This window comes from Parenemella sanctibonifatiensis (assembly GCF_002250565.1).
In the GTDB taxonomy this organism is placed as follows: Bacteria; Actinomycetota; Actinomycetes; order Propionibacteriales; family Propionibacteriaceae; genus Parenemella; species Parenemella sanctibonifatiensis.
On record NZ_NMVJ01000001.1, the window covers coordinates 54,376 to 76,806 of the forward strand.

19 protein-coding genes are annotated in these 22,431 nt (G+C 68.2%); 5 read left to right on the forward strand and 14 right to left on the reverse strand.

The window, feature by feature from the left end:
- Positions 1 to 46: 46 nt before the first annotated feature.
- The 3 genes from CGZ91_RS00295 to CGZ91_RS00305 are packed head-to-tail and all read right to left on the reverse strand — an operon-like array spanning position 47 to position 4,453.
- Positions 47 to 1,309, reverse strand: a complete 1,263-nt coding sequence (locus tag CGZ91_RS00295; protein ID WP_094452035.1) for an LPXTG cell wall anchor domain-containing protein — start codon at positions 1,307 to 1,309, stop codon at positions 47 to 49.
- Positions 1,306 to 3,741, reverse strand: a complete 2,436-nt coding sequence (locus CGZ91_RS00300) for a ComEC/Rec2 family competence protein (RefSeq protein WP_144008434.1) — start codon at positions 3,739 to 3,741, stop codon at positions 1,306 to 1,308. Before CGZ91_RS00300 ends, CGZ91_RS00295 begins: the two co-directional genes overlap by 4 nt.
- On the reverse strand, positions 3,728 to 4,453 hold the full coding sequence (locus tag CGZ91_RS00305; protein ID WP_229116321.1) for a helix-hairpin-helix domain-containing protein: 726 nt from the start codon (positions 4,451 to 4,453) through the stop codon (positions 3,728 to 3,730). Before CGZ91_RS00305 ends, CGZ91_RS00300 begins: the two co-directional genes overlap by 14 nt.
- Positions 4,454 to 4,637: 184 nt before the next feature.
- On the opposite strand from CGZ91_RS00305, the gene CGZ91_RS00310 reads away from it, so the two are divergent.
- Entirely contained in the window at positions 4,638 to 6,044 is a 1,407-nt protein-coding gene (locus CGZ91_RS00310; RefSeq protein ID WP_094452037.1) for a mechanosensitive ion channel, read from the forward strand.
- A gap of 61 nt (positions 6,045 to 6,105) precedes the next feature.
- Here the strand turns inward: CGZ91_RS00310 and CGZ91_RS00315 are convergent, their stop codons facing one another.
- From CGZ91_RS00315 to CGZ91_RS00325, 3 genes are read right to left on the reverse strand one after another with little or no spacing between them, the layout of a single operon-like run.
- Complete coding sequence (locus CGZ91_RS00315) at positions 6,106 to 6,363, reverse strand: ribosomal protein L7/L12 (RefSeq protein WP_094452038.1); 258 nt, start codon at positions 6,361 to 6,363, stop codon at positions 6,106 to 6,108.
- Positions 6,364 to 6,423: 60 nt separating this feature from the next.
- On the reverse strand, positions 6,424 to 8,937 hold the full coding sequence (leuS, locus tag CGZ91_RS00320; protein WP_094452039.1) for a leucine--tRNA ligase: 2,514 nt from the start codon (positions 8,935 to 8,937) through the stop codon (positions 6,424 to 6,426).
- A gap of 50 nt (positions 8,938 to 8,987) precedes the next feature.
- Complete coding sequence (locus tag CGZ91_RS00325; protein WP_179229147.1) at positions 8,988 to 9,938, reverse strand: DUF4192 domain-containing protein; 951 nt, start codon at positions 9,936 to 9,938, stop codon at positions 8,988 to 8,990.
- 124 nt (positions 9,939 to 10,062) lie between these two features.
- Here CGZ91_RS00325 and CGZ91_RS00330 point away from each other — a divergent pair, with 124 nt between their 5' ends.
- Positions 10,063 to 10,857, forward strand: a complete 795-nt coding sequence (locus CGZ91_RS00330; RefSeq protein WP_094452041.1) for a hypothetical protein — start codon at positions 10,063 to 10,065, stop codon at positions 10,855 to 10,857.
- 17 nt (positions 10,858 to 10,874) lie between these two features.
- Here CGZ91_RS00330 and CGZ91_RS00335 read toward each other — a convergent pair whose 3' ends face one another.
- The 4 genes from CGZ91_RS00335 to CGZ91_RS14735 all read right to left on the reverse strand — a co-directional run bounded on the left by CGZ91_RS00335 (position 10,875) and on the right by CGZ91_RS14735 (position 15,691).
- Positions 10,875 to 12,053 carry a glycosyltransferase gene (locus tag CGZ91_RS00335; RefSeq protein ID WP_094452042.1) on the reverse strand — a complete coding sequence of 393 codons (1,179 nt, stop codon included), beginning with the start codon at positions 12,051 to 12,053 and terminating at the stop codon, positions 10,875 to 10,877.
- Complete coding sequence (locus CGZ91_RS00340; RefSeq protein ID WP_179229148.1) at positions 12,050 to 13,294, reverse strand: glycosyltransferase family 4 protein; 1,245 nt, start codon at positions 13,292 to 13,294, stop codon at positions 12,050 to 12,052. The genes CGZ91_RS00335 and CGZ91_RS00340 overlap by 4 nt, the downstream gene beginning before the upstream one ends.
- A complete protein-coding gene (locus CGZ91_RS00345) occupies positions 13,284 to 14,201 on the reverse strand; it encodes a hypothetical protein (protein WP_094452044.1) in 918 nt (305 codons plus the stop codon). The genes CGZ91_RS00340 and CGZ91_RS00345 overlap by 11 nt, the downstream gene beginning before the upstream one ends.
- Positions 14,202 to 14,374: 173 nt before the next feature.
- Positions 14,375 to 15,691 (reverse strand): L,D-transpeptidase family protein, encoded by a 1,317-nt coding sequence (locus CGZ91_RS14735; RefSeq protein ID WP_267490214.1) that lies wholly within the window; start codon positions 15,689 to 15,691, stop codon positions 14,375 to 14,377.
- 44 nt (positions 15,692 to 15,735) lie between these two features.
- Here CGZ91_RS14735 and CGZ91_RS00355 point away from each other — a divergent pair, with 44 nt between their 5' ends.
- Positions 15,736 to 16,617, forward strand: coding sequence for a 3-methyladenine DNA glycosylase (locus CGZ91_RS00355; protein WP_094452045.1), 882 nt, complete (start codon positions 15,736 to 15,738; stop codon positions 16,615 to 16,617).
- A gap of 134 nt (positions 16,618 to 16,751) precedes the next feature.
- On the opposite strand, the gene CGZ91_RS14420 is transcribed toward CGZ91_RS00355, so the two are convergent.
- Positions 16,752 to 17,270, reverse strand: coding sequence for a hypothetical protein (locus CGZ91_RS14420; RefSeq protein WP_094452046.1), 519 nt, complete (start codon positions 17,268 to 17,270; stop codon positions 16,752 to 16,754).
- Positions 17,213 to 17,974, reverse strand: coding sequence for a hypothetical protein (locus CGZ91_RS14425; RefSeq protein ID WP_094452047.1), 762 nt, complete (start codon positions 17,972 to 17,974; stop codon positions 17,213 to 17,215). Before CGZ91_RS14425 ends, CGZ91_RS14420 begins: the two co-directional genes overlap by 58 nt.
- Between CGZ91_RS14425 and CGZ91_RS14430 the strand changes: the two genes are divergently transcribed.
- Positions 17,973 to 18,812, forward strand: coding sequence for a hypothetical protein (locus CGZ91_RS14430; RefSeq protein ID WP_229116322.1), 840 nt, complete (start codon positions 17,973 to 17,975; stop codon positions 18,810 to 18,812). The genes CGZ91_RS14425 and CGZ91_RS14430 overlap by 2 nt on opposite strands.
- Positions 18,813 to 19,125: 313 nt before the next feature.
- Here the strand turns inward: CGZ91_RS14430 and CGZ91_RS00375 are convergent, their stop codons facing one another.
- On the reverse strand, positions 19,126 to 19,650 hold the full coding sequence (locus tag CGZ91_RS00375) for a DUF1707 SHOCT-like domain-containing protein (RefSeq protein ID WP_179229150.1): 525 nt from the start codon (positions 19,648 to 19,650) through the stop codon (positions 19,126 to 19,128).
- Between the two features lie 216 nt (positions 19,651 to 19,866).
- The gene (locus tag CGZ91_RS00380) at positions 19,867 to 21,300 is read right to left on the reverse strand and encodes an MFS transporter (RefSeq protein ID WP_229116324.1); all 1,434 of its coding nucleotides are present in this window, start codon (positions 21,298 to 21,300) and stop codon (positions 19,867 to 19,869) included.
- A gap of 103 nt (positions 21,301 to 21,403) precedes the next feature.
- Between CGZ91_RS00380 and CGZ91_RS00385 the strand changes: the two genes are divergently transcribed.
- Positions 21,404 to 22,408 carry a M48 family metallopeptidase gene (locus CGZ91_RS00385; RefSeq protein WP_094452050.1) on the forward strand — a complete coding sequence of 335 codons (1,005 nt, stop codon included), beginning with the start codon at positions 21,404 to 21,406 and terminating at the stop codon, positions 22,406 to 22,408.
- Positions 22,409 to 22,431 lie beyond the last annotated feature (23 nt).

The following is a 22,431-nucleotide window of genomic DNA, read 5'->3' on the forward strand; positions in this document are numbered from 1 at the left end:
CCCAGCATGCCAGCCCGACACCCGTGGCACCTAGGTGCGAGCGCCCCTATCGGCGTCGGACCCACCACAGCAACGCGCCAGCCACCATCGTCAGGCCGAGCACCAGTCCTGTCGCTCCCCCGCCGGTGCTGGGCAGCGGCGTCGCCGGACGGTTGGCCGTCATCGTCGGCGTACTCGCTTGGCTGGTTGGGCGAGGTGCCGTTGGGCTGGTCGAGGTGGGAACGGACGGGCTGGTCGGAGTGGGAGACGGGCGGGGCGTGGTGGACACAGCCGTCGACGGTCCGGTAGTGGTCGGTGTGAATGGCTTGGTCGGTGTGGACGGGACCGGGGTGCTGGCCACTGGTGTCGTCGGCGTCGACGGGGCCGGACGCGAAGGAGTGGCTGGCGCCGGCGTGCTGGGCACTGGTTCGTCGGGTGCGACTGTCAGTTCCAATCCTTCCCGCGGCGACTCGACCAACATCCGCTGAATCGTGCTGTCGCGGTGGGACAGGTCGCCGTGATGTCGGGCGATCCACAACTGGGGTTCGGTGGCGGGCACTTCGGCGCGTACCCGAATGTCGGCGTCCCGAGGCACCCGAACGGTGTGAGTCCCGCCGGTGGCCCTTGTCTTCACCTGTTGCCCGTCCACCAGCACGGTGAGGTCGACCCCGGTGACCGCAGCTCCAGTCGCCGATCGGATCACCACGGTGAGCCGGCCACCAGTGTCCCGACCGGCCTCAATCCGGTAGGGGCCGTGCAGGTTGCTCACCCGTCGCTGCAGCTCCTCGACCAGCTCCGCCAAGCCGGGGAACTGCCGGGTTGCGGCGGCGTAGCGGTCCCGGAGCCGCTGCAACTGCTCGTCGTCGCCGACGCCCCGCAGCCGGATCAGGTGGTCCACCGCGATCGCCTCGATCAGGGTGAGCTCACGCTGACCGGCCCAGTCCAGCAGGTATGCCAGTTCAGCCCGTTCCCGTTCGGTGAACGCCTCGCCGGTGAGCGTGGCGGCACCGGCACGGTCGCCGAAACCGACCTGTTTGCGGGCCCCGCGCAGCGACGCTACCCGCCAGCCGGATGCCTCACGTGGCCCCCACGCGTCGAGGTCGATGCAGTACGCGACCCGGTTGCCGAGGTGGTACTGACCCACCTCCGCCGGCCCCGACCGGGTGTCGACGACCCTGCCGAGTGGCCCGAAGCCGTCCTCGGGACGGGCCGCGGCGGGAGCCGAGGCCAGGCTGAGCGACGTCACGCCGGCGACCAGGACGGCCGAACAGCGGCGCAGCCAGCGGTGTCGGGTGCGCCGGTGCGTCTGAGGGGTGTGATCGTGCGTCATGGGTTCTCCTGTCGTTGGGTTCGGACCCGAATGGTGTGGTCATCGCGGCTGAGTGCGATGGATCCGTGCAGATCGGTACGCAGCACGGTCATGCCGCCGGTCCGCAAGGTCGTGAGGGTGCGGGCGGCTGGATGCCCGAAGGTGTTGTCGGCGCCGACCCCGATCAACGCCAAGCTCGCGCCGCTGTGCCGGAAGAACTCCGGCAGATGGTTGCCCGATCCGTGGTGGGGCACCTTGAGGACCACTGCGGTCGCGGCCGGATTGCCCACCAGCAGGCGTTGTGCCTCCGGTTCGATGTCACCGGTGAGCAGCACCGAGATCCGGTCAACGGTGGCGACAGCGACGATGCTGGCGTTGTTCTCCCCGGGCGACTCCCCCGTCGCTCTCGACGTCTGGACCACCTGCGGCCCGACTGACAGCGTCCGCCAGTCCACCGCCCCGGCGTGCCAGCGCTGGTCGACCCGGGCGACCTGGACCGGAATCTCCCGCCGCTCGGTCCACGTCGCAACCGCACGGGCCGCCGCCGCGGGCGAGGCCAGCGGCGACACCAGCACCATTCCGACCCCGCGGTCACCGATGCCGGCCAGTCCGCCGACGTGGTCGTCGTGGTAGTGCGTCAACACGAGAACCGGGATGGAACGCACGCCCAGGCTGGTGAGGCAGCGGTCCAGCAACTGCGGCTCCGGGCCAACATCCACCACCACCGCTGATCCGGATCCGGCCCACAGCACCGTGGCATCACCCTGGCCAACATCACACGCGACGATCCGCCAGCCCTGCGGCGGCCAGCCCGGCTGCAGCGGTGCCCGGATCCCTGCCAGCACCACGAGTAGCGCCAGCGCGATCACCACCACGGGCCTGCGCAACAGCAGCGGCATCCCCACCAACAGCGCCAGGCAGCAGGCACTCAGCACGGCCAGTCCGACCGCAGTGGTGGGCCAGGTCCAGGTGGCACCGGGCAGCGCTGCCCCGGCGCGAGCGATCCAGATGATGCCTTGGGCACACCAGCCACCGACCCAGCCGAGGAAGGCTGCACCGATCGGGAACACCAGACCCAGTGCACCGGCCGAGAGTCCGAGCACAGTCGCCGGCCCGACCAGCGGGCCCGCCAACGCATTGCAGATGATCCCGACCATCGAGACCACCCCGGACAGCCCCGTCACGATGGGTTGGGTGACCAGCTGTGCCGACAAGGGCACCGTCACCGCTTCGGCCACCCAGCCCGGCAGCCACCGCCGCAGTGCCTGCTGCCAAGGTCGGGCGCACCAGATGATGGCCCCGCTGGCGAGCGCCGACATCGCAAATCCGGCCGATCGGGACAGCCAAGGGTCGATGATGAGCAGGCCGACGGCGGCCACCGAGAGGTGGCGCAGGCCCTTGGTGGCGTCGCTGCCCTGTCCCAAGGCCGCCAACGTCACCAGTCCCATCGCCGCGGCTCGTAACACGCTGGGCTCGGTCCGGCAGACCAACACGAAGGCGACCACGCAGGCCACCCCAATCAGCCGCAGTGGCCAACCTCGTACGCCGATCCACCGCGCCGCGGTCAGGGCAAAGGCCAGGAACAGCGCCAGGTTGGCGCCCGAGACCGCATTGAGGTGGGTCAGGCCGGTCGCCTCGAACACCTGCCCCAGTTCGCCACTCATCTGGGACGTGTCGCCGACCACCAGGGCCGGCAGCAGCGCACGGCGATCGGCTGGTTCGGCGCTGACCGCCGCCCGCAGGGTGGCGCGGAAGTGGTCGACGGCGCGATCGACCGGTCCTTGGTCGTGCACCAGTTCCGGGGGCTGCCGGGCGATGAGGACGGCCGCCAACCCGTCGCCGGGGTCGGCGGGCCGGGCTCGGGCCCAGGTCCGGACGGTGGCTCCGGCGGGCACGGCAAGCCAGTCCTGGTGGGCCGAACTCGCCAGCAGCAGCACTGGCATCTGGGCCCGCCATCCTTCACCACGGCCGACCAGGCCCACCAGGTCGCCCCGAACCACCACGACCGGCCGATTGCTGCTGCTGAGTGAGGGGTCGGTGCCGACCTGGACCTCCACCTCGACCATGGCGCCGGCCTCGGCATGGCCAGCGATCACCGAGGAATCCAGCTGTGCCGCGCGAACGCCGGCCGAGGTGGCCATCGCCAGGGTCACCAACGCCAGCGCGACGCCCCAGCGTCGCCCTCGGCGCAGATGAATTCCTCGCCCTCGGCGCAGATGAACTCCTCGCCCTCGGCGCAGATGAATTCCTCGCCCTCGGCGCGGATGAACTCGTCGAGGGCCTATCCCCCACACCAGTGCCGCCACCCCGACCACGCCGAGGACGGGCCAGGCCCATGCCACGCCGCTGGTCGCCAGCCCGGCAACCGCCCACGATGCCGCCGCGATCGGCACCATCCGCCGGTCCGGGGGTGTCGCCGTCGGCTCGACCGCCGCCGGTTCAGACGGTGACATGCTCGGCCAACTGTTCGAACGTCTTGGGCCCGATCCCGGAAACTTCCTGCAACTCCTCGATGCTGGTGAACCGACCGTGCTCCTCGCGCCAGGCGATGATTCGGGCGGAGGTGGCTGGACCAACACCGGGCAGGGTCTCCAACTCGGCCGCGGTGGCGGTGTTGAGGTTGATCTTCGCTCCCGGTCCCCCGCCGCCAGGTCCGCCGGATCCGTCACTGCCCGAGCCGCCGCCGGCGCCGACCCGGCTCTCCTCCTCGTCGTTGTCGGAGACCAGGATCTGTTGGCCGTCCTGCACGGGCTGGGCCAGGTTGAGCGTGCCGAGCTGCGCGTGTTCAGTGGGCCCGCCGGCCGCGGTGATGGCATCGGCGACCCGGGAGCCGTCTGGCAGATTCACCAGGCCGGGCTGGCGTACGGCCCCCGCGACGTGGACGACCAACATTCGAACGCTGGGCGACGGGCTCGGGGCCGGCTCCAGTTCGGTCGCGGTCGGAGCCAGCGGCACCGCATCGGGAACATCACGGGCCCGCAGCACCACGTAGACGGCGACCACCAGACACAGCACCATCGCCACGGCGACCGCCCGCAGGTGGCTGCGAGTGAAGCGTCGGGGCGACGCGGCGGGCTCCGGTGTGAGGGCACGCCGCGGGGCACCCTCACCCGGGCCGGCCACCAGCGCCGCCAGGCGCTCGCTGGTCTTGTCCTGGTTGCTCACACCTGCACCAGCGGCACCTGATGCCGGAATGTGTCGGCGAATCACCGATCTGTGGAGAACTTCGGTCCGACCCTGGCCTGTGGACAACCACCCCCGGTGTAGCACCGCAGACCGACATGGCTAGCGTGAGTGGCGAGCATTCATCCGGAATGTGGCGTACAACCACCCGTGAAAGGGGACCGCCATGGACTTCGACTCCATTGACTGGCTGGGGATCCTGGGGAAGGTCCTGTTGGCCATCCTGATCCTCGTCGTCACTTTGATCCTCGCGAATGTGGCCAAGTGGGCCGTCGCGAAACTCATCAGCAAGGTCCCCGCCCTGCAACGCAAGGACGCCTCTGGGGCCACCTTGGGCAGCTCGCTCGGGCAGATCGCCAGCCTGCTGATCTGGCTGCTCGGTCTGGTCGCGCTGCTGGAGCTCTTTGGCCTCAACCAGGTGTTGGAGCCGTTGCAGGGCCTGCTGGGTGGCTTCGCCGCGTTCCTGCCGCGCCTGGTCGGCGCCGTCCTGGTGTTCTTCATCGGTTGGAAGCTGGCCGGCGTGGCCCGTGACCTGACTGTCTCGGGGCTGTCGGCCGTCGGCCTTGACCGCCGGGTTGCCGCCTGGACCGGCAAGGGCGAAGCCGCCCACCAGGGCCAGCAGCACCCTCAGGCGCAGCAGCACCCTCAGGCGCAGCAACAGTTCCAGCAGGGCCAGTTCCAGGGTCAGCAGCAGGGACAGGGCCAGCACCAGCCGCAGCAGCACAGCGGTCAGTCCTCGGTCTCGCCGTCGGGCCCGACCGGCATCATCGCCGGCATCGTCTTCGGCATCATCGTCATCCTGATCGCGGTCGCGGCCCTGCAGATCCTCGGCATTGCCGCGCTGTACGAGCCCGCCACCCAGATGCTGTCGACCATCACCACGGCCCTGCCGAGCATCATCACCGCCGTGGCGCTGTTGGCGCTGGGTGTGGTGGCTGCCAACTTCATCGGCAAGATCCTGCAGCCGGTGCTGGCCGGCACCGGTCTGGACCGGGCCGCAGCCAAGGCCGGCCTGCCGGAGGAGCGCAAGGCCTCTGACATCCTCACCCTGATCGTGAAGATCGCCATCGTGCTGTTCTTCGCGATCATGGCCACCCAGCTGCTCAACTTCCCGCAGGTCACCGAGCTGCTCAACGAGGTGCTGGTGCTGGGCGGCAACGTCCTCTTCGGCGCCGCCATTGTGGTGGCCGGTGTCGTGATCGCCAGCCTGCTGAAGAAGGTGCTGGGCAATGGCCTGACCGGCAAGATCGTCTCGGTCGCCACCATCATCCTCTTCGTGGCGATGGGCCTGAAGTTCATGGGTCTGGCCGATTCGATCATCAACATGGCCTTCGGTGCCTTGGTGATCGGCGGCGCTGCCGCAGCCGCACTGGCCTTTGGCCTGGGTGGTCGCGAGACTGCCGCCCGTACGCTGGCCAAGATCGAGGCCGGAGTCGAGGCCGAGCAGGCCAAGGAGGCCGAGAACCCGCCGGTCAAGGGGTTCGGCGACCAGCCCTACGGCAACCAGTCGGGCACCGACCAGGCCTTCGACCAGGGCCAGCAGCCGCCGTTCGACGGCGGCCTGTCCAACTGATCGTCACCGCACCAAAAACCGCCGGCTGCTCAGCAGCCGGCGGTTTTTCGTTGACTCCGGGTCAGATCTCTGTGGCGTCTTCGACCGCGCGCTTGGCGTCGGCCAGACCGACACCAGTCTGCTCACGATAGAGCTTGATCGCCTCGATCTTCTTGCCCTGGGCCACCAGATCGCGTACCTCCTGGGACACGGCATAGGGATCGATCGTGCCGAGGTCCAGCCCAACATGCTGCGCGAGCTGATCGATGAGGTGCTGCTGGGAACGGACCCGGCGGCGCAGGTCGGCGACCTGGTCCTCGAGGTGGCTCTTGAACAACATGGTGACTCCTGGTGAGGCAGAAACGGCGATCAGACAGACGGCGATCAGACAGACACGGGGTCAGGCAGGGACGATGGAGACCAGCTTGGGCAGCCGCGCGATCACCTTGCGGACCTCGCGACCTGCCAGCGCACGCTGGACCCCCTCGTCGGCCAACGCCTGAGCGATGACCTCGTCCTCGGCAGCATCCGGCGAGATCGCCAGCTTGGCGCGGACCTTGCCCTGCACCTGGACCACACAGGTCACGCTGTCCGCGACCAGCAACTCCTCCTGGTACGCCGGCCAGCTCGCGTTGGCCACTGAGGGTGCGTGGCCGAGCTTCTCCCACATCTCCTCGGCGACGTAGGGGGCCACCATGCTGAGCGCGATCGCGATGAACTCGGCCGCCTCGCGTACAGCAGGATCCGCTCCCCCGACCGATTCGATGGTCTTGCGGGTGGCATTGACCAACTCCATCACCCGGGCCACCGCAACGTTGAAGCGGTTCAGCTCGATCAGCTCGGCGATCTCCTTGATGCTGCGGTGGGTGACCCGCCGCAGTTCGGTGCTGCCCCCACTCGGGTCGGTGCCGACCTCGCTGGTGGTGTCGACGGCAATCCGGTGGGCACGCTGGATGAACTTCACCGATCCGGCCGGCGACATGTCCGCCCAGTCGATGTCCTCCTCCGGCGGGCCCGCGAAGACGATGGCCAGCCGGATCGCGTCCACACCGAACTCGTCGATCTGCTTGCCCAGGTCCACGCCATTGCCCAGCGACTTGCTCATCGCCTTGCCCTGATTGATGACCTGGCCCTGGTTGAGCAGCCGCACCATCGGCTCGGTGAAGGGCACCAGCCCCATGTCGTGCAGCACCTTGGTGAAGAAACGCATGTAGAGCAGGTGCAGGATCGCGTGCTCGACGCCTCCGACGTACTGCGCCACCGGCATCCAGGTCGCGACGGCCTCAGGGTCGAACGGCCCGTCTGTGTAGTTCGGGGAGCAGTAGCGGTAGAAGTACCACGACGAATCCACGAAGGTGTCCATCGTGTCGGTGTCACGCAGCGCCGGCGTACCGTCGGCAAGCTCGGTGGATCGCCACTCCTGCGCCGCGGCCAACGGGCTGGTGCCCTTGGGCGACAGCTGCTCACCGCGCATGTCGGGCAGCTCCACCGGCAACTGCTCCTCGGGCACCGGCACCTCGCGGCCGTCCTCGGTGTGCACGACCGGGATCGGGCAGCCCCAGAACCGCTGCCGGCTCAACAGCCAGTCCCGCAGCCGGTAGGTCACTGCGCCCTCGCCGCTGCCGTCGGCCTCCAGCTTGTCGACCGCGGCCCGGATGCCCTGCTCCTTGGTCTGGATGCCCTCCAGTTCCGGAGAGTTGACGTAGGCACCGTCACCGGCGGTGGCGACACCGGACACGTTCGGGTCCTCCTCGCCGGTGTCGACCACCACGCGCACCGGCAACCCCATCACCTTGGCGAAGTCGAGGTCACGCTGGTCGTGGGCCGGCACCGCCATCACCGCACCGCTGCCGTAGTCGGCCAGCACGTAGTCGGCGGCGTACACGGGCACCTGCTCGCCGTTGACGGGGTTGGTGGCGGTGACGCCCAGCGGGACGCCGGTCTTGGGTCGCTCGGTCGACTGCCGCTCGATCTCGGTGACCCGCTTGGTCTGTTCCGCGTACGCCTCCAAGGCCGCCCGCTGGTCCTCCGAGACGATCTCGGCAGCCAACTCCGACTCCGGCGCGACCGCCATGAAGGTGGCGCCCCACAGGGTGTCGGGGCGGGTGGTGAAGACCCGGACAGGGGCGCTTCGGCCCTCGATCCGGAAGTCCACCCACGCGCCCTCGGAGCGGCCGATCCAGTTGCGCTGCATCGCCAGCACCCGGTCGGGCCAATGCCCCTCGAGCTGATCCATGTCATCCAGCAGCCGCTGGGCATAGTCAGTGATCTTGAAGTACCACTGGTTGAGTTTGCGCTTGGTCACGGCAGCGCCACAGCGCTCACAGGCGCCTTGGACGACCTGCTCATTGGCCAGCACAGTCTGGTCGTTGGGGCACCAGTTGACGAAGCTTTCCTTGCGGTAGGCCAGCCCGCGCTCGTGGAACTTGAGGAACAGCCACTGGGTCCAGCGGTAGTACTCGGGATCGGAGGTGTGCAGTCGCCGGCTCCAGTCCAGGCTCAGGCCGTAGCGCTTGAAGGAGGCGACCTGGGTGTCGATGTTCTGGTAGGTCCACTCGGCCGGGTGCGCATTGCGCTTCATCGCCGCATTCTCTGCCGGCAGACCGAAAGAATCCCAGCCGATCGGGTGCATCACGGTGTAGCCGCGCAGTCGCCAGTACCGCGCCAACACGTCGCCCATGGCAAAGGCCTCGGCGTGCCCCATGTGGAGGTCACCGGAGGGGTAGGGGAACATGTCGAGCACGTACCGCTTCTCGCCCTCGGCGTCGTTGTCGACGTGGAAGGTCTGGTCCTCCTCCCAGAATCGCTGCCACTTGTCCTGTGCTGCGGCCGCGTCGTAGCGGCCCGCGTCGTCGGGCTCGGGTGCGTCAACGCGGCTGTCAGGGGACGATGAGTTGTCGGTGCTCTGGCTCACCGGCCCGATACTAGTCGAGGACGGCGGTGCCCGAGAGTCGTTTCGGGCCCTCACTGGTGCGCCGCCCGGGCAAACATGGAGGCGGCGATCTCGTGCCGCTGCTGCTCCCAGGTCCGCGGCGGGGTCTGGAACATCTCGGCCTGCCACAACAGTCCCGCCAATTCGTGGTGCGGATGGTGCGCCAGGCAACTCTCCAGAGCGTCGTTGGCCAGTGCTCCGTTGCCGGTCAGCCAACCCGACAGCGCCACCAGACACAGCGCGTCGGCGGCCTGGCCGGCGGGCACCAGCTGGGCGACCTGGCCCCACAGGTCCAGATAGGTCTCGGCAGTGTCGGTGGTGAGCCGGACGACAGGCAGGTCGCGGACCGCCTTGTCGGAGATCAGCACGGTCAGCTCGGCGGCCTCGGCTCCCGACAGCACCCAGGTGTCGGCCTCGAAGTCATCCAGGATCCACAGCAACTGGGCCATCCGTTCGGCCCGCGGTCGGTCCTGCCAATAGTCGCGGGCCTGGTGCCACAGGTCCTCGGCCTCCTGTTCGTCGGTGACCAGGCAGCCGGGTGTGGCGGCGGCCACACTGGCCTCCCGGCTGGGCATCACATCAGCCAGGTCGGCGACTCCCTCGATCCCGGCCGGTTGATAGGGACCGGACTCAGGCACTTCGGGCATGTTGGTGCCGACCAGTTCCCACTGCTCGCCCTCGATGGAGAAGGCAGCCGCGGCGAGGTTGGTCAGCCCCAGGAAGAGCACGGCTGCCGCGCCGTCCATGCCATCACCGAAGCCGCCGATGACGACGATCTCGCAGTGCTCACTGGTGGCCATCCGCTCGACGTAGTCGATGCGTTCAGCCAGATCGGATTCGGGTGGGAACCGCATCGCCATGACTCCCTCGGGACCGAGGAGAACGGCGACGACACAGTTGTCGGGATGGAACCCGAGGATCAGTGGGATCAGGGGGACGACTTCGTGGGGTCCGGCGACCCGCAAGCGTGCTGGTGTGGTCATACCCTCACCCATCGGTCGCTGGCAGGCGATTGCGCCGACGCGCACCAGATCTGTGGACAAGTTCGTCGGTCTCGCCTGCTGTGGACAACGTCTCGGCCACCGGGGCGCGGTAAACTCGGCGGGGATGTCTCAGTCGCACGGTCAGGGGCCCGGTCAAGAACCTCAGCAGCTCCCCGATTTCCTTCCTCCCCAGGGATCGGGTCCGCAGCCATCCTTCGATGCGCCTCGCGGACCGCAGTTCGACCACGGACCCCAGTTCGGCAGCGGTGGTGGAAGTCATCAGTACGGCGGCCAGCATCAGCAGGGGCATCAGTACCAGGGCTACCAACCCGAGCCGCCGGCGTACGGACAGCCGCTGACCCGCCAGCACGACTCCGTCTCGGTCGATGAATTCGCCCCGCAGAAGAGCAAGTGGCCCGCCATCATCACCGGCATCGTCATCGGCGCGATTCTGCTCACCGTGGTGCTCGGAATGTTCTTCGCGCGCGGCCCTGAAGGCCCCGCCGAGGACCCCTCCCCCAGCGAGACTCCCGCCACCGCCGAGCCGACCGGCTATCAGCCGCCCCCCGGTGACACGGTCCCCTTCGAGGACGGTGACGTGGCCGGCCAGTGGACCATCATGGAGACCCGATGGGACTCCTCAGCCAGCGCCTCGAGCGGCGACTACGGATCGGTGCTGGTCGAGGTCCATCTGGAGCAGGGCGAACTGAGCTATGAGTTCTTCGCCTTCGACATCAACGTCGAGGACGTCCAGCAGGAAACCCGGGCGCAGTACTCACCGGCCATCGCGACGAACACGATGCAGCCCGGTGACACCGTACGCGGCTGGGTCACCTTCGACATGCCGCGCGGCAATTCGACGGTCTATCTGACCGAGCGCTACGGCGGCCCGATCAGCGCCATTCAGATCCAGGGCTGAGCAAATCCAGGGCCGAGTCAGTTACGGGCCGTCTGGGTGCGGATCGCGAGCTCGTAGAGCTCCTCGAACCGGTCCAAAGTGGTGGCCATCGCGTGACTGGCCACGATCTCCTTGCTCGCCTCGCCCATCCGCTGCCGCAACCCACCGTCGCGCAACAACGGCGTCAGTCGGGCCACGAGGTCCTCGACATCGCCCGGTTCGTAGAGCCAACCATTGCGACCCGGTCGGACCAGGTGCGGCAGGGCCATCGCATTCGCAGCCACCACCGGCATCCCGGCGGCCATTGCCTCCATCGTCACCAGGCTTTGCAGCTCGGCCACCCCGGGCATGCAGAACAGGTCCGCCCGGCCGTAGGTCTCCAACAGCTCGTCGTCATCGATGAAGCCCCGGAATTCGATTCGGTCCGGCCCCAGCCCCAGCTCCGTGGCGAGTTGCTCCCATTCGTGACGCATGCCGCCCTGGCCCACGATCTCCAGCTTGGCCGGCAGATCAGCCGGCAGCTTGGCCATCGCCCGGATCGGGTCGTTGACGCGCTTCTCCTGGTCCAACCGCCCGACGAACAGGATCGTCGGGACATGGTCGGCGCGGGCCCGATGAGCGGCCCACCGTTGCTCGGCGGCGGCGTACGGCTCGACGTCAATGCCGTTGCTGACGGCCAGCGCCCGCATGTCGGTGGCTTCCTCGAGCAGGTCGACGGCCTTCTGGGTCGGGGAGGTGACGACTGCGGCGCAGCTGAATGCGCGCTCCAGGTCGTCCCACAGCCACCGCGACCCGATCCCGCGCACCGGCGCCGGCACCGGCACGTGATCGAAGAAGTTCTCCGGCACGAGGTGGTTGGTGGCAACCAGCGGATAGCCGTACTTGCGGCAGGCGTGGGCCAGACCGCGACCGATGAGGAAGTGGTCCTGCAGGTGCACCACCTCGGGGTCGATCACCTTGATCAGCTGCCGCGACACCGGATGAGCCTGCCAGGGGTAGATCACCCGAAAGCTCTTGTAGGCCCAGTAGTCGAAGGCGCGGACATGGTGCAGGATCATCCCGTCGCGCTCGACCGGGCCAACGTGGGCATCAGGCGAGGGGCACACGACGTGGACATCATGTCCGCGCCCCACCAGACCGTGGGCCAACCGCTCGCTGAAGTTGGCAGCGCCGTTCACGGTGGGCGGGTAGGTGTCGGTGCCGATGAGGATTCTCACTGGAGGGGCCCTTCCTGGGCGAGTCGATAGCTTGCTCGCAGTCGTTGGACATGGGTCGGGGTGCTGAACTCTTCCCGCGCCACCAGGGCGGCTCGGGAAGCGGCGACGACACGTTCGGGGTGCCGGGCCAGATCGATGAGAGCGGCGGCGTACGCCTGTTGATCGCCGAAGGCGGGGATCCCGGCGCCGTCGGTGCCGGCCAATCCCTCCACCAGGGCGGGATCCCGGTACAGCACCGGGCGCAACGCGCGGATCGACTCGGCGACGGTCATCGGCTGATTGTCCCACCCTCGAGAGGTCATCGCGCTCAGGTGCGATCCGGCGAGGCGCGCGATGACCTCTTCCCGAGGTAGCGGGCCCAGCACCGAGACGCCAGGAGTGGAACCGGCCAACTGCTGCACCTGGCCGCGCAGGTCGCCGTCCCCGATCACCTCGACCTCGAGCCGGCCCGGTCCCAGCTCGGCTTGGGCACTCCGGACCGCCCCCAGGAAGAACAGGATCTGCTTCTCGGGGCACAACCGCCCGATCCAGACCACCCGTAACGGCCCCTCGACGCCGTCCACCGGTGCTGCCTCGGGCAGCCCGGGGCCAGCGTTGGGGATGACATCGACGTGGTCGATGCCACAATCCCGCAGCCGACCGGCCTGGTGGGCCGAGGGGGAGATGACCCGGTCCACCCGCCGTGCCACCGACAGAGTCATGCCGCGCATCGCAGCATCGCCGGGCCGTTCGGCCAGACCACGCCAGTCCTGGTAAGCAGGAAACCGTAGCCCGGTGAGAGCCGAGTGCAGCGAGCCCGCCGTGGCCGCCAAGGCCTTCTGTACGGGCAGGGTGGTCTGCCAGAAGAAGGTATGGACGGTCTGCAGCACCGGCAGGTGTAACTGTCGCGCCGCAGCAATCGCAGCGGCCGCCAGCCCGAACTCCGAATGCAGATGCACCACCTGGGTCCGGGACCGGCGCAACAGCCCAGCGATCATCGAGACCAACCGGCGTGACCGCCTGGCCACCGGCATCTGGAGATGCGGCAGCCGGCCCAGGATCGGGGTGCCGACTGCTGTCACACCGGGGTAGGCGCCGAGCTTCGCCAACCGTGCCGAGGCCGGGCTGGCGACCAGCACCGGATGACCGGCCTCAGCCAGCGCCAATGCCGCCTGGCCGAAGGCATGCTCGGCACCGCCCAACGTGTCGAGGGTGTAGTCACTGACCAGGGCAACCCTGGCCGGCGGCGGATCAGGCAGCATCGGTCGATTCCGCCGCGGCAAGCTTGTGCTGTCGCTCTGCATTGCGTTCCAGCGCATCAGGGTGATACTTCGACAGCAGGAACACCCCCACAATCGCCAGGACCCCGAAGACCGCCATCCCGGCGCCAACCGGGCCGGTGATGAGGCTGCCCTCCCCCAACACCACCAGACCGAAGATCACGGCAATCAGTGGGTCAACCGTCGTCATCGAACCGACGACGATCTCGGCGGGACCGTTGGCGTACCCCTGCTGGATGAAGAACAGGCCGATGGCATAGCAGGCCAGCATGCAGCCGATGATGATCCACAGGAACGGATTGGTGAGCGCGCCCGGCTCCTTGAGGGTCTCCAGCGCGATCTTCATGAACCCCGACGCGAGACCGTAGAGCAACGCACCGCCGCAGGCACTGGCAAGGCAGCGCCACCAGTCCGCGCCGCGCTGACCGGACAGCGCCAGCACCAGCGCTGCGGCGACGATCGCGCCGCCGCCCCACGCAATGTGGGCCGGGTCGATGGTCATCTCGTCGCTGGCATGGGTGGCCGACAGCAGCGTGAACACCACGACACCAGTGATGGTCAGCGCAATCGACCCGATCACCGGCTTGGTGATCGGATAGCCGTGCAACTTGTTCGAGGCCAGCACCGTCCACGGGATCGCCAGGATGCCAACGGGCTGCACCACCGCCAGTGGTGCCATCGTCAGCGCGATCATGTGCAGGCCGGCACCGGCCAGGACCAGGACGCCACCGAGCACCCAACGTGGGTTGGTGAACTGCCGCAACAGGTGACGCATCGTCATCTGCGTCTGCTCGCCCATGTGCTTCTTCAGGGCCGTCGACTGGAGCATCGCCCCGGCCGCAAACCCGAAGGACGCCAGCACCACGAGCAGGACTGCAAGTGCAATCATCACGGCGCTCCTCCCCCAGTCCACGTCACGCCCGGTGCGTGATCACTGCACAGACTTTCACCAGACGCGGTCTCCGGGCCACCCGGCAGGCTGGAACGGGCCCGTGGTGCGACGGCAGCCCGGGGCAGGTCGGCCCCGGGTCGGATCCGCGTCGGCCAGCTCCGGGCAAACCCTCAGGACCGGAACACGATGACGGTGTCGCCCTCCCGGACCTGGCTGTAGAGCTCGGCGATGCCGTCCTTGTCCCGGACGTTGACGCAACCGTGCGAACCACCCACCTGGCCGCGGCGGGCGAAGTCGGCCGAGTAGTGCACAGCCTGACCACCGGAGAAGAACATGGCCCACGGCATCGGTGTGTGATACAGGCTGGAGACGTGGTTGCGGGACTTCCAGTACACCTGGAACTGACCCTCCCGGGTCGGGCTCAGCTCGGTCCCGAAGCGGACGTCGAAGCTGATCCGGACCGTCCCGTCCACGACCCACCACAGCATGTTGGAGGACTTGTCGATGCAGATCACCCGACCGGTCATGCAGCGCGGATCCAGCTGCGGCGCATTACTGGGCGCCTTCGGGGTCGGGGCGACGTTGTGCAGTTCGTCCTGGGTCGGCGTACGCGTCATGCCGACGAGCCGGTCCCAGGTGGTGCGGTCCACCACGCCGCTGGGCACCAGGCCCCGGCGCTCCTGGAAACTGGACACCGAGGCGACGGTCTGGTCTCCGTAGAAGTCGGTGACATTGCCACTGAACCAGTTGAGCTGTTTGAGCCGGGCCTGCAGTTCGCGCACCTGGTCCCCACGGGCGCCACGCTCCAGAATCACCTCACCGGGCTCAGGACGGTTGGCGAGCTCGGCCTCGGTCGGGGCCTTCGTCATCGACACCAGGGTGTCCCAGGTCTTCTGGTCCACCGCACCGCTGACCGGGAGTCCCCGCTTGGCCTGAAAACCCTCCACCGAGGCGGTGGTGGTGCGGCCGTACAGGTCGGTCACCTGCCCGACGAACCAGTCCAGTTGGCGCAACCGGGCCTGCAGCTCACGTACCTGCGGGCCGCTGCTGCCCGCTTTGAGGATCGCCGGCCCCGGGGTCGGGCTGGCGGCCGTGGTCGGGCTGGCGGCCGTGGTCGGGCTGGGTGAGGGCGTCGTGTCGGCGGGCCGCGTCGCCGCTGGCGTCGGGCTGGGCGCGGGCGTACTCGGCTCGATCGTCGGGGTCGGAGCGGGAGTCTCGGCCCCGGTGGGTTCGGGGACATCCTCAGGTGCGCTGGTCATCGGCGCAGCAGGGGTCGGCTCGACCGACTGGCCCTGCGCCGGATGGGCCAACTCGGGCCCCGGGGCACACCCGGTGATCACCAGGACCGCGATGGCGACGACGGCAGCAAGACGAGACAGATGATCACGCAACACAAGTTCACCTTTGTGACCGGACGGATAGGGGAAGGACAGCACCGTCGTGGCACGAGCGTACGCGGCCAGCGCCACCTGCACGCGGCACGACACGTCAACTTCTGGCCTGAGTGGTCTCGAGCTTTAGGCTGGCCCTCATGACCGCCGTTGCCGAGCTACTCCCCCGGGCCGTCTGGCAGCAGCGCGAGGCCGCCCACCTGGAGCGCTGCGGGGCCCTGTTCGGGGCGGATCTGCGCCGACGCCAGCGCGGCGAGAAGCACCCGATCGACGACTTCTTGTGGCAGTACTACTCGTTCCGGCCCGGGCAGTTGCGGACCTGGCATGCCGGGCACGGCATTGTCCTGACCGGCGCCACCGCGGCGGACCGGGGGCGGGACTATCGCGACACCGGCACGCCCGGCAACGGCCGAATCGTCGACACCGAGCAGATCCTGGCCCGACGAGGAGCGACCATCGGGCGTACCTTGCGGCTGCTGTCCGCCGTCCAGGGCCGCAGCCCGCAGCTGGGGTGTTTCGGCCTGCACGAATGGGCGATGGTGTACGCCGAACCGGACCTTCGCCGCCACCCGGCGCCCCTGCGACTGGGCGCCGCAGGCACCGATGAGGTGGTCCGCGACGGCCAGCTGCGCTGCAGCCACGTGGATGCGTTCCGGTTCTTCACCGAGCAGGCCAAACCGCTCAACCAGTTCACGCCGACCCGTGACAACCAGCTCGACCTGGACCAGCCGGGCTGCCTGCACGTCTCGATGGATGTCTACAAGGCGGCGTACAAGCTGTCCCCGCTGCTCGACTCGGCCCTGGTGCTGGACTGTTTCGCGTTGGCCCGCGAGATCCGCTGGCTCGACATGGCCGCCAGCCCCTACGATCTGGCCGACCACGGCTGCGAGCCGGTGCGGATCGAGACTCCGCAGGGTCGAGCAGAGTATGTACGCCGGCAGCGCACCTTCGCTGATCGGGCCGGGCAGTTGCGCGCCCGGATCCTCACCGCCGCGGGCGCCTTCACCACTCAGGACTGGTGAATCCCACCGCCGGTGCGCTTGATGTGGAAAAATCCCGAGGGAGTTTTCCGAATCATCAGGAGAGGCGATGTCGCGAGGACGCAATGGCAGCCAGGGCCCGACGCTCAAGGACGATCCCAACGTGGATTACCTGTTCAGGTCTCTTGGCCACCGCCTCGCGGGCGCTCAGCGGCGACCACCCGATGACCGCGGAGACTCGCGATCGGGTGCTGACCGCCGTCGAGGAGCTGGATCATCGGCGCAACCGGAAGGGCCGCCAGTCCGAACCTCACGTTGCGATCGTCGCGTCCACTCTGGGACATCTGGTCATCTCCGCCGTCGTTGCCGGGGTTGAGGACGCGAGCGCCCATGCCGGTCGGACCTGCACGATCACCGTCACCCACGCCGATCTGGACCGGGAGATCGCCACCTTGGAGGCGTTGTCCGACGACCCGCAGGTGGGCGCCGTGATCGTCGTGGGCGGGGTCTATCCCGATGGTCGGTGGCGGCGAACCGTTGAGGTGGTCGCCGCTCGCCTGAAGAACCGCGGGGTGCTGCTGGTCTTCTTCGGCCGGGGCGTTGCGGATCTGTCCGCCCCTGGGTTGACCGTCCTGGACTACGACAATGCGGGCGGTTCGGCTGCCGCCTTTGGCGTACTCGCCGGTTGCGGGCATCGTTCCATCGGGGTGATCCGGGGCCCGCGCGGCTTCTCCACCTCTGACGCCCGCAGCGCGGCGTCGCGCAAGCCTTCGCCGACCATGGTCTGCCCGATGAGCCGAGCCGGATTGTCGAGGGACCGCTGTCGACGAGCACCGGGGAGGCAGTCGCGACTCTGGTGGCGGCCCACCCTTACATCACCGTTGCCGCCAGCCGATCCGTAGATCATTCCGTCCCGCGCCGACCAATTCAGGTACGCCCACGCCCAGGTGTACGCCGGCGGATCGGCGTACCGACCGCTCACCGCGCCGAGCGTACGGACCGTGCCGTCAGGACTGACCTTCATCAGCTGTTCCTCGGCGACGCCCCACACGGAGCCGTCTGGGTCGACGAGCAGCCCGGTGACGCCCTCGCGGAGCCGCACCGGCGCCCCGGACCGCACCACCGTGCGGGTTTCCGGGTCGAAGACGACCAGCTGGCCGAGCTCGGGGATGCTGGTCGGGTTGGTGCCCATGCCGCCGTCGATGGTGGTGCCCAGATAGAGCAGCTTGTCGTGGGGATTCCAGACCGCCGACACGATGCCCTGGTTCTCCGCGATCTCGGCGCCGAAGAACTCGACCTTTCCCGTGGCGAAGCTGTAGATCGCCAGGCCACCCTGATAGACACCGTAGGCGGGCACGGAGCCGACGTACATCTCGTCCCGTTCCGGGTTGTACGCCATGCCGAAAGTCGAAGTTCTGGTCGGCGCTGGTGAACAGCTGCTTCGGTGCAGTGGCGGGCACCTCCGCATCCCACTCATACACCTTGCTCCAGGCGTACGCCGCGAGGTACATCTTGTCCTCGCGCACCAGCCAGCTCTCGTACTGGCCGCTGTTGAGGGTCTCGTTGGGCTCACCGCCGGCCTTGTTGCTCTCGGCCAGGCCCAGCATGTAGCCGGAAACGTACATCGAGTCGCCCGGGACGGGGAAGATCTTCTGGATCAAGGTGGGCTGCCGGAAGGACACATTCTGCTCGGTGCGCTCCCCCATCTCGATGTTCACCGTGAACGGACCGCCCTGGTCCGACCCGACGATCAGACCGGGCTCGGCCTCGATGGCGTGGGCGAAGTAACTGCGCACCTCACCTGCGACTGGATGGTAGGTGTGAGTGGCGAACTCGTACTTCTGGATCGTGCCGAACTGGGAGAAGTAGAAGCCGCTGCCATCCAGCGCCGGGGCGACGTGGTAGCCCGCGATCTCCTTCTCGCCGTTCCAGTATTCGATCTTGCCCTCCAGGTCGGTCACGATCATCGCGCCGCCGATCCGGGAGACCAGGTGGCCGTTGACGCAGTCGAGCATGCCGAGGAAGGACGTGGTGTCCAGCAGCGGAATGGCGGAGTCGTCAAGGATCTTCGACTTGGCGCCGAAACCCCCGTCCTCGATCCGCCCGATCGATGCGGACACGCCGCCCGTGGCGCAGAAGACAGCGTCGCTGGCGGGGTCCCAGTCGATGAAGTGGATGAGTCCTCTTCCGGGTTGACCGTGCCCAGGTTGGTGAGGACGCCGGTGGCGGGGTCGTAGCTGTGCAGCCGGGATCCGGAGTAGGTGCCGAGCAGCGCGGTGTTGTTCCGGCCGAAACCGCAGCCCATGACGTAGTCGCGCTGCACGTCGGGATCGATCTCGCCGTGGTCGGTGACCTCCTTGGTAGTCGGGTCGTACACCCACAGCCGATAGTCGTGGTATCCCGGGAGGTATACCTTGCCGTCGGTGGCAACCGAGAGGTCGAAGCAGCCTTCGGCGCTGGGGAGTTTGTAGGTGCGCAGCACTTCCCCGGTCAGCACGTGATGACGAAGGTGCCGGCAGGTCCGTTTTCGGGCAGCTGCACGTCAGCCCGTCAAGGCTTGGGCCGCTCCTCGCCGCTCACGACCAAGGTCAGGATGGCGGTCGCGATCATCGCACCAGCGGCCGCCGCGAAGATCCCGGTGCCCAGCACGATGGACAGCGTCATCATCGTCCACAGGCCCACCACCGCGCCGACACCGCCCACGGCCAAGATGCCGGTCACCGCCTGTTTGCGGATCGAACGCTTCGCCGGCAGCGCCGGGGTCGGCGGTCGGTGTTGCTGCGGCGCCGGCATCGGGATGCGCGGCAAGTCGGCCAGCAACGGGTCCAGATCGGCACGGGTCCGGGCGCTCATGCAGGTGCTCAGTCGTTCGTCGAACTCGCTCTGGGTGAGACGGCCCGCCGCGTAGTGGCTGGCCAACAGATCTCCGACGGCCTGCCGGGTCCGGTCCCCGACCCGTACCGTGCCGTTGGAGCGGCGTGACCGGGTCGGTCGCGGCACCGGTGTGTAGCCGGGGTGCTGGGCACGTTCGGGCAACCGGCGCTCACGGGGTGACTCAGACGGAGTGCTCGACATGCTGTCCATTGTGGGCGCTCCGGGGGTGAATCGCGACCCTGGCGCGACGAGGAAGTGCGCTCCGGGCGTCCGCGTCTGGGCTGGCGGCTGAACCGCTCGGGCATCGGCTGAGGCACGGAAGTCAATCGACATGGGGGCAGTCTGGTCCGCCCACTTGGCTCAGGGAAGAGGTCCGGAGCAGGTCACGACCACCGGCGCAGACGCCCACGACCGCGGTCATACCCCGGCGCGTCGCTCCCGCACCCGGTCGGCGACACTGATGAGCAGCGCCACTGCCATCAGCACGATGATGACCAGCCCGCACAGGTGCAGTGCGGCCAACCAGTCCCCGCCCGCTTCGGTGATGCTGAACAACATGCCGGGGATCAGTGCGGTGCCGACTGCGGTGCCGAGCCGCTGCCCCAGCGACATCACGCCACCGGCCACACCGCCAAAGGCCGGGTCGACCCCTTGCAGGGTCAAGGTCTGGTTGGGTCCGATCGTCATGCCCTGGCTGGCACCGATCAACGTCAATGGCAGCGCGAGCCCCCAGAACGGCATCGCACCGGACTCGACCAGGCCCGCCATGCCGAAGGAGACACCGATGCCGACCATGAGGACCGCCAACCCGATGATCACCATCCGGCGACCGAGCCGCAGCACGTGGCGGCCGGCAATCTGGGAACTGAACCCAGCCGCGATCGAGCTCGGCAGCCCGATGATCGAGGCCTCCAGGGCCGAGTGTGCCAAATGCATCTGCAGGTAGAGCGGCAGGATGATCCAGATGCTGGTGGCGCCCAGGAAGTACACCGCCACGATCGCCGAGCCGTTACGGAACACCGGGTCGCGCAACAATGCCGGATCCACCATCGGAGCCCTGCCGCGTTCCTTCACCCGACGCTCCCAGCGCCACCACACCAGTACGCCGACCAGCCCGATCGGCAGCGCCAACCAGACCCAGCCGGTGGCGCCGCGTTCCAGGAAGGGCAGCATCATCAACAGCACGGACACCGACAACAGCACCGTGCCGACCGGGTCGAGGTCCAACCGGCGCCCGGTGCGCACCCGGTCCTGGGGAATCCACCGCAGACTCAACACGATCGAGGCGACGCCCAACGGCACGTTGATGAGAAACATCCACCGCCAACCCCATTCGGGACCCAACGCATGGATCAACAGACCGCCGGTGACCGGGCCGATCGCGGTCGCCAGCGCGACCGCGGTGCCCAGTGCGGCGAAGGCCTTCGCCCGGTCCTGACCATGGAAGTGGCGTTGGATCAGCCCGATGGTCTGCGGGTTGAGCAGGCCCGACCCCAGCCCCTGCACGATCCGCGCCAGGTTCAGCATGGTCGGGTCCTGGGCCGCTCCCGCCAGCAGCGAACCGAGCGTGAAGAGCAGCAGGCCGATGATGACCATCCGGCGTCGGCCAGTGGCGTCACCCAGTCGCCCGGCCGGCACCAATGGCACCGCGAAGGCCAACGCATATCCCGACAGCACCCACTGCAACTGGGTCGAGCTCGCGCCCAGTGACTCCCCGATCGGGGTCAGCGCGACGTTGATGACCGAGATCGAGACCAGCGCCATGAACAGCGGCACCAACAGCACCACCAGCAGCCGACCGCGATGGATCGGGGCAACGGCGGCGGCGGAAGTCGATCGATCATCAGGCACCTCCGCACCCTAGGCCTTCGGGGCCAACCGTGTCAGAGTGCGCCACAATGGGACCCAGCCCAGCCAGCGCCCGGGCAGAGTTCCAGGGCATCGAGGAGGAACGGTGGCCAAGTCCCGCACCCGATTGACCGGCATCTCCAGTCGTGCCTGGGAGCATCCCGCCGACCGCGGCGCCCTGGTCGCACTGCGCAAGCTGCGCGGCTTCGACCGCGTGGTCAAGGCGCTGTCGGGACTGATCAACGAGCGGATGATCCGGATGGACCTGCTGGGGTCATCGGTACGCGTCAGCGAGCGCCAGTTCCCGCGGGTGCACCGCGCCTACATCGACGCTGCCTATGCCCTGGACGTGCCGACCCTGCCAGAACTGTTCGTGCTGTCGAGCCCGCAACTCAACGCCTTCTGCATCGGCATCGACACCCCCAAGATCGTCGTCACTTCCGGCCTGATGGAGATCGCCTCCGACGAGGAACTCCGTGCCCTGCTGGGTCACGAGCTGGGGCACGCGTTGAGCGGTCACGCCCTGTATCGGACCTTGTCGGTGAGCCTGCTGCAACTGTCCCAGCTGGTGTCGGGGATCCCGATCGGCTACTGGGGACTGCGGATGATCGTGGCCGGGCTGCAGGAATGGAGCCGCAAGTCCGAGCTGTCCAGCGACCGGGCCGGCCTGTTGGCCGGGCAGGACGTACAGGCTTCCATCAGCATCCTGATGAAGCTCGCCAGCGGCGGCAACAGCGACCAGATGGACCAGGCCGAGTTCATGGCCCAGGCCCGGGAAGTGCATTCCAACGACGATGTACGCGACATCGTGGCCCGGGTGTTGCTGGCGGAAACGGCGTCTCACCCGATGTTGGTGGACCGGGCGGGCGAGTTGCAGTCCTGGGTGGACAGCGGGGCGTACAAGCAGATCCTGTCGGGGAGCTACCCGACCCGTGACGGCGATGCCGACGCCACGATGACCGCCGAGGCGACGGCAGCGGCCCAGGAATACCAGGAGAAGTTCAAGCAGGGTCAAGCCACCCTGGTCAAGCTCGCCAAGGACCTCACCGATGGGGTCGCCGATGTGGGGCAGCGCCTCAGCGACCGGCTTTTCGGGGGTTCGCAGACCTGAGCCGGGCGACTCAGGTCAAGCGC

Coding starts and splice junctions, on each gene's coding strand:
- CGZ91_RS00300 (WP_144008434.1), bottom strand. CDS start 3,741: ATGTCACCGTCTGAACCGGCGGCGGTCGAGCCGACGGCGACACCCCCG.
- CGZ91_RS00310 (WP_094452037.1), top strand. CDS start 4,638: ATGGACTTCGACTCCATTGACTGGCTGGGGATCCTGGGGAAGGTCCTG.
- CGZ91_RS14430 (WP_229116322.1), top strand. CDS start 17,973: ATGCCGAAAGTCGAAGTTCTGGTCGGCGCTGGTGAACAGCTGCTTCGG.
- CGZ91_RS00330 (WP_094452041.1), top strand. CDS start 10,063: ATGTCTCAGTCGCACGGTCAGGGGCCCGGTCAAGAACCTCAGCAGCTC.
- CGZ91_RS00295 (WP_094452035.1), bottom strand. CDS start 1,309: ATGACGCACGATCACACCCCTCAGACGCACCGGCGCACCCGACACCGC.
- CGZ91_RS00375 (WP_179229150.1), bottom strand. CDS start 19,650: ATGTCGAGCACTCCGTCTGAGTCACCCCGTGAGCGCCGGTTGCCCGAA.
- CGZ91_RS00325 (WP_179229147.1), bottom strand. CDS start 9,938: ATGACCACACCAGCACGCTTGCGGGTCGCCGGACCCCACGAAGTCGTC.
- CGZ91_RS00345 (WP_094452044.1), bottom strand. CDS start 14,201: ATGATTGCACTTGCAGTCCTGCTCGTGGTGCTGGCGTCCTTCGGGTTT.
- CGZ91_RS00355 (WP_094452045.1), top strand. CDS start 15,736: ATGACCGCCGTTGCCGAGCTACTCCCCCGGGCCGTCTGGCAGCAGCGC.
- CGZ91_RS00340 (WP_179229148.1), bottom strand. CDS start 13,294: ATGCTGCCTGATCCGCCGCCGGCCAGGGTTGCCCTGGTCAGTGACTAC.
- CGZ91_RS14420 (WP_094452046.1), bottom strand. CDS start 17,270: ATGCCCGCAACCGGCGAGTACGCCAAAGGCGGCAGCCGAACCGCCCGC.
- CGZ91_RS14425 (WP_094452047.1), bottom strand. CDS start 17,974: ATGGCGTACAACCCGGAACGGGACGAGATGTACGTCGGCTCCGTGCCC.
- CGZ91_RS00315 (WP_094452038.1), bottom strand. CDS start 6,363: ATGTTGTTCAAGAGCCACCTCGAGGACCAGGTCGCCGACCTGCGCCGC.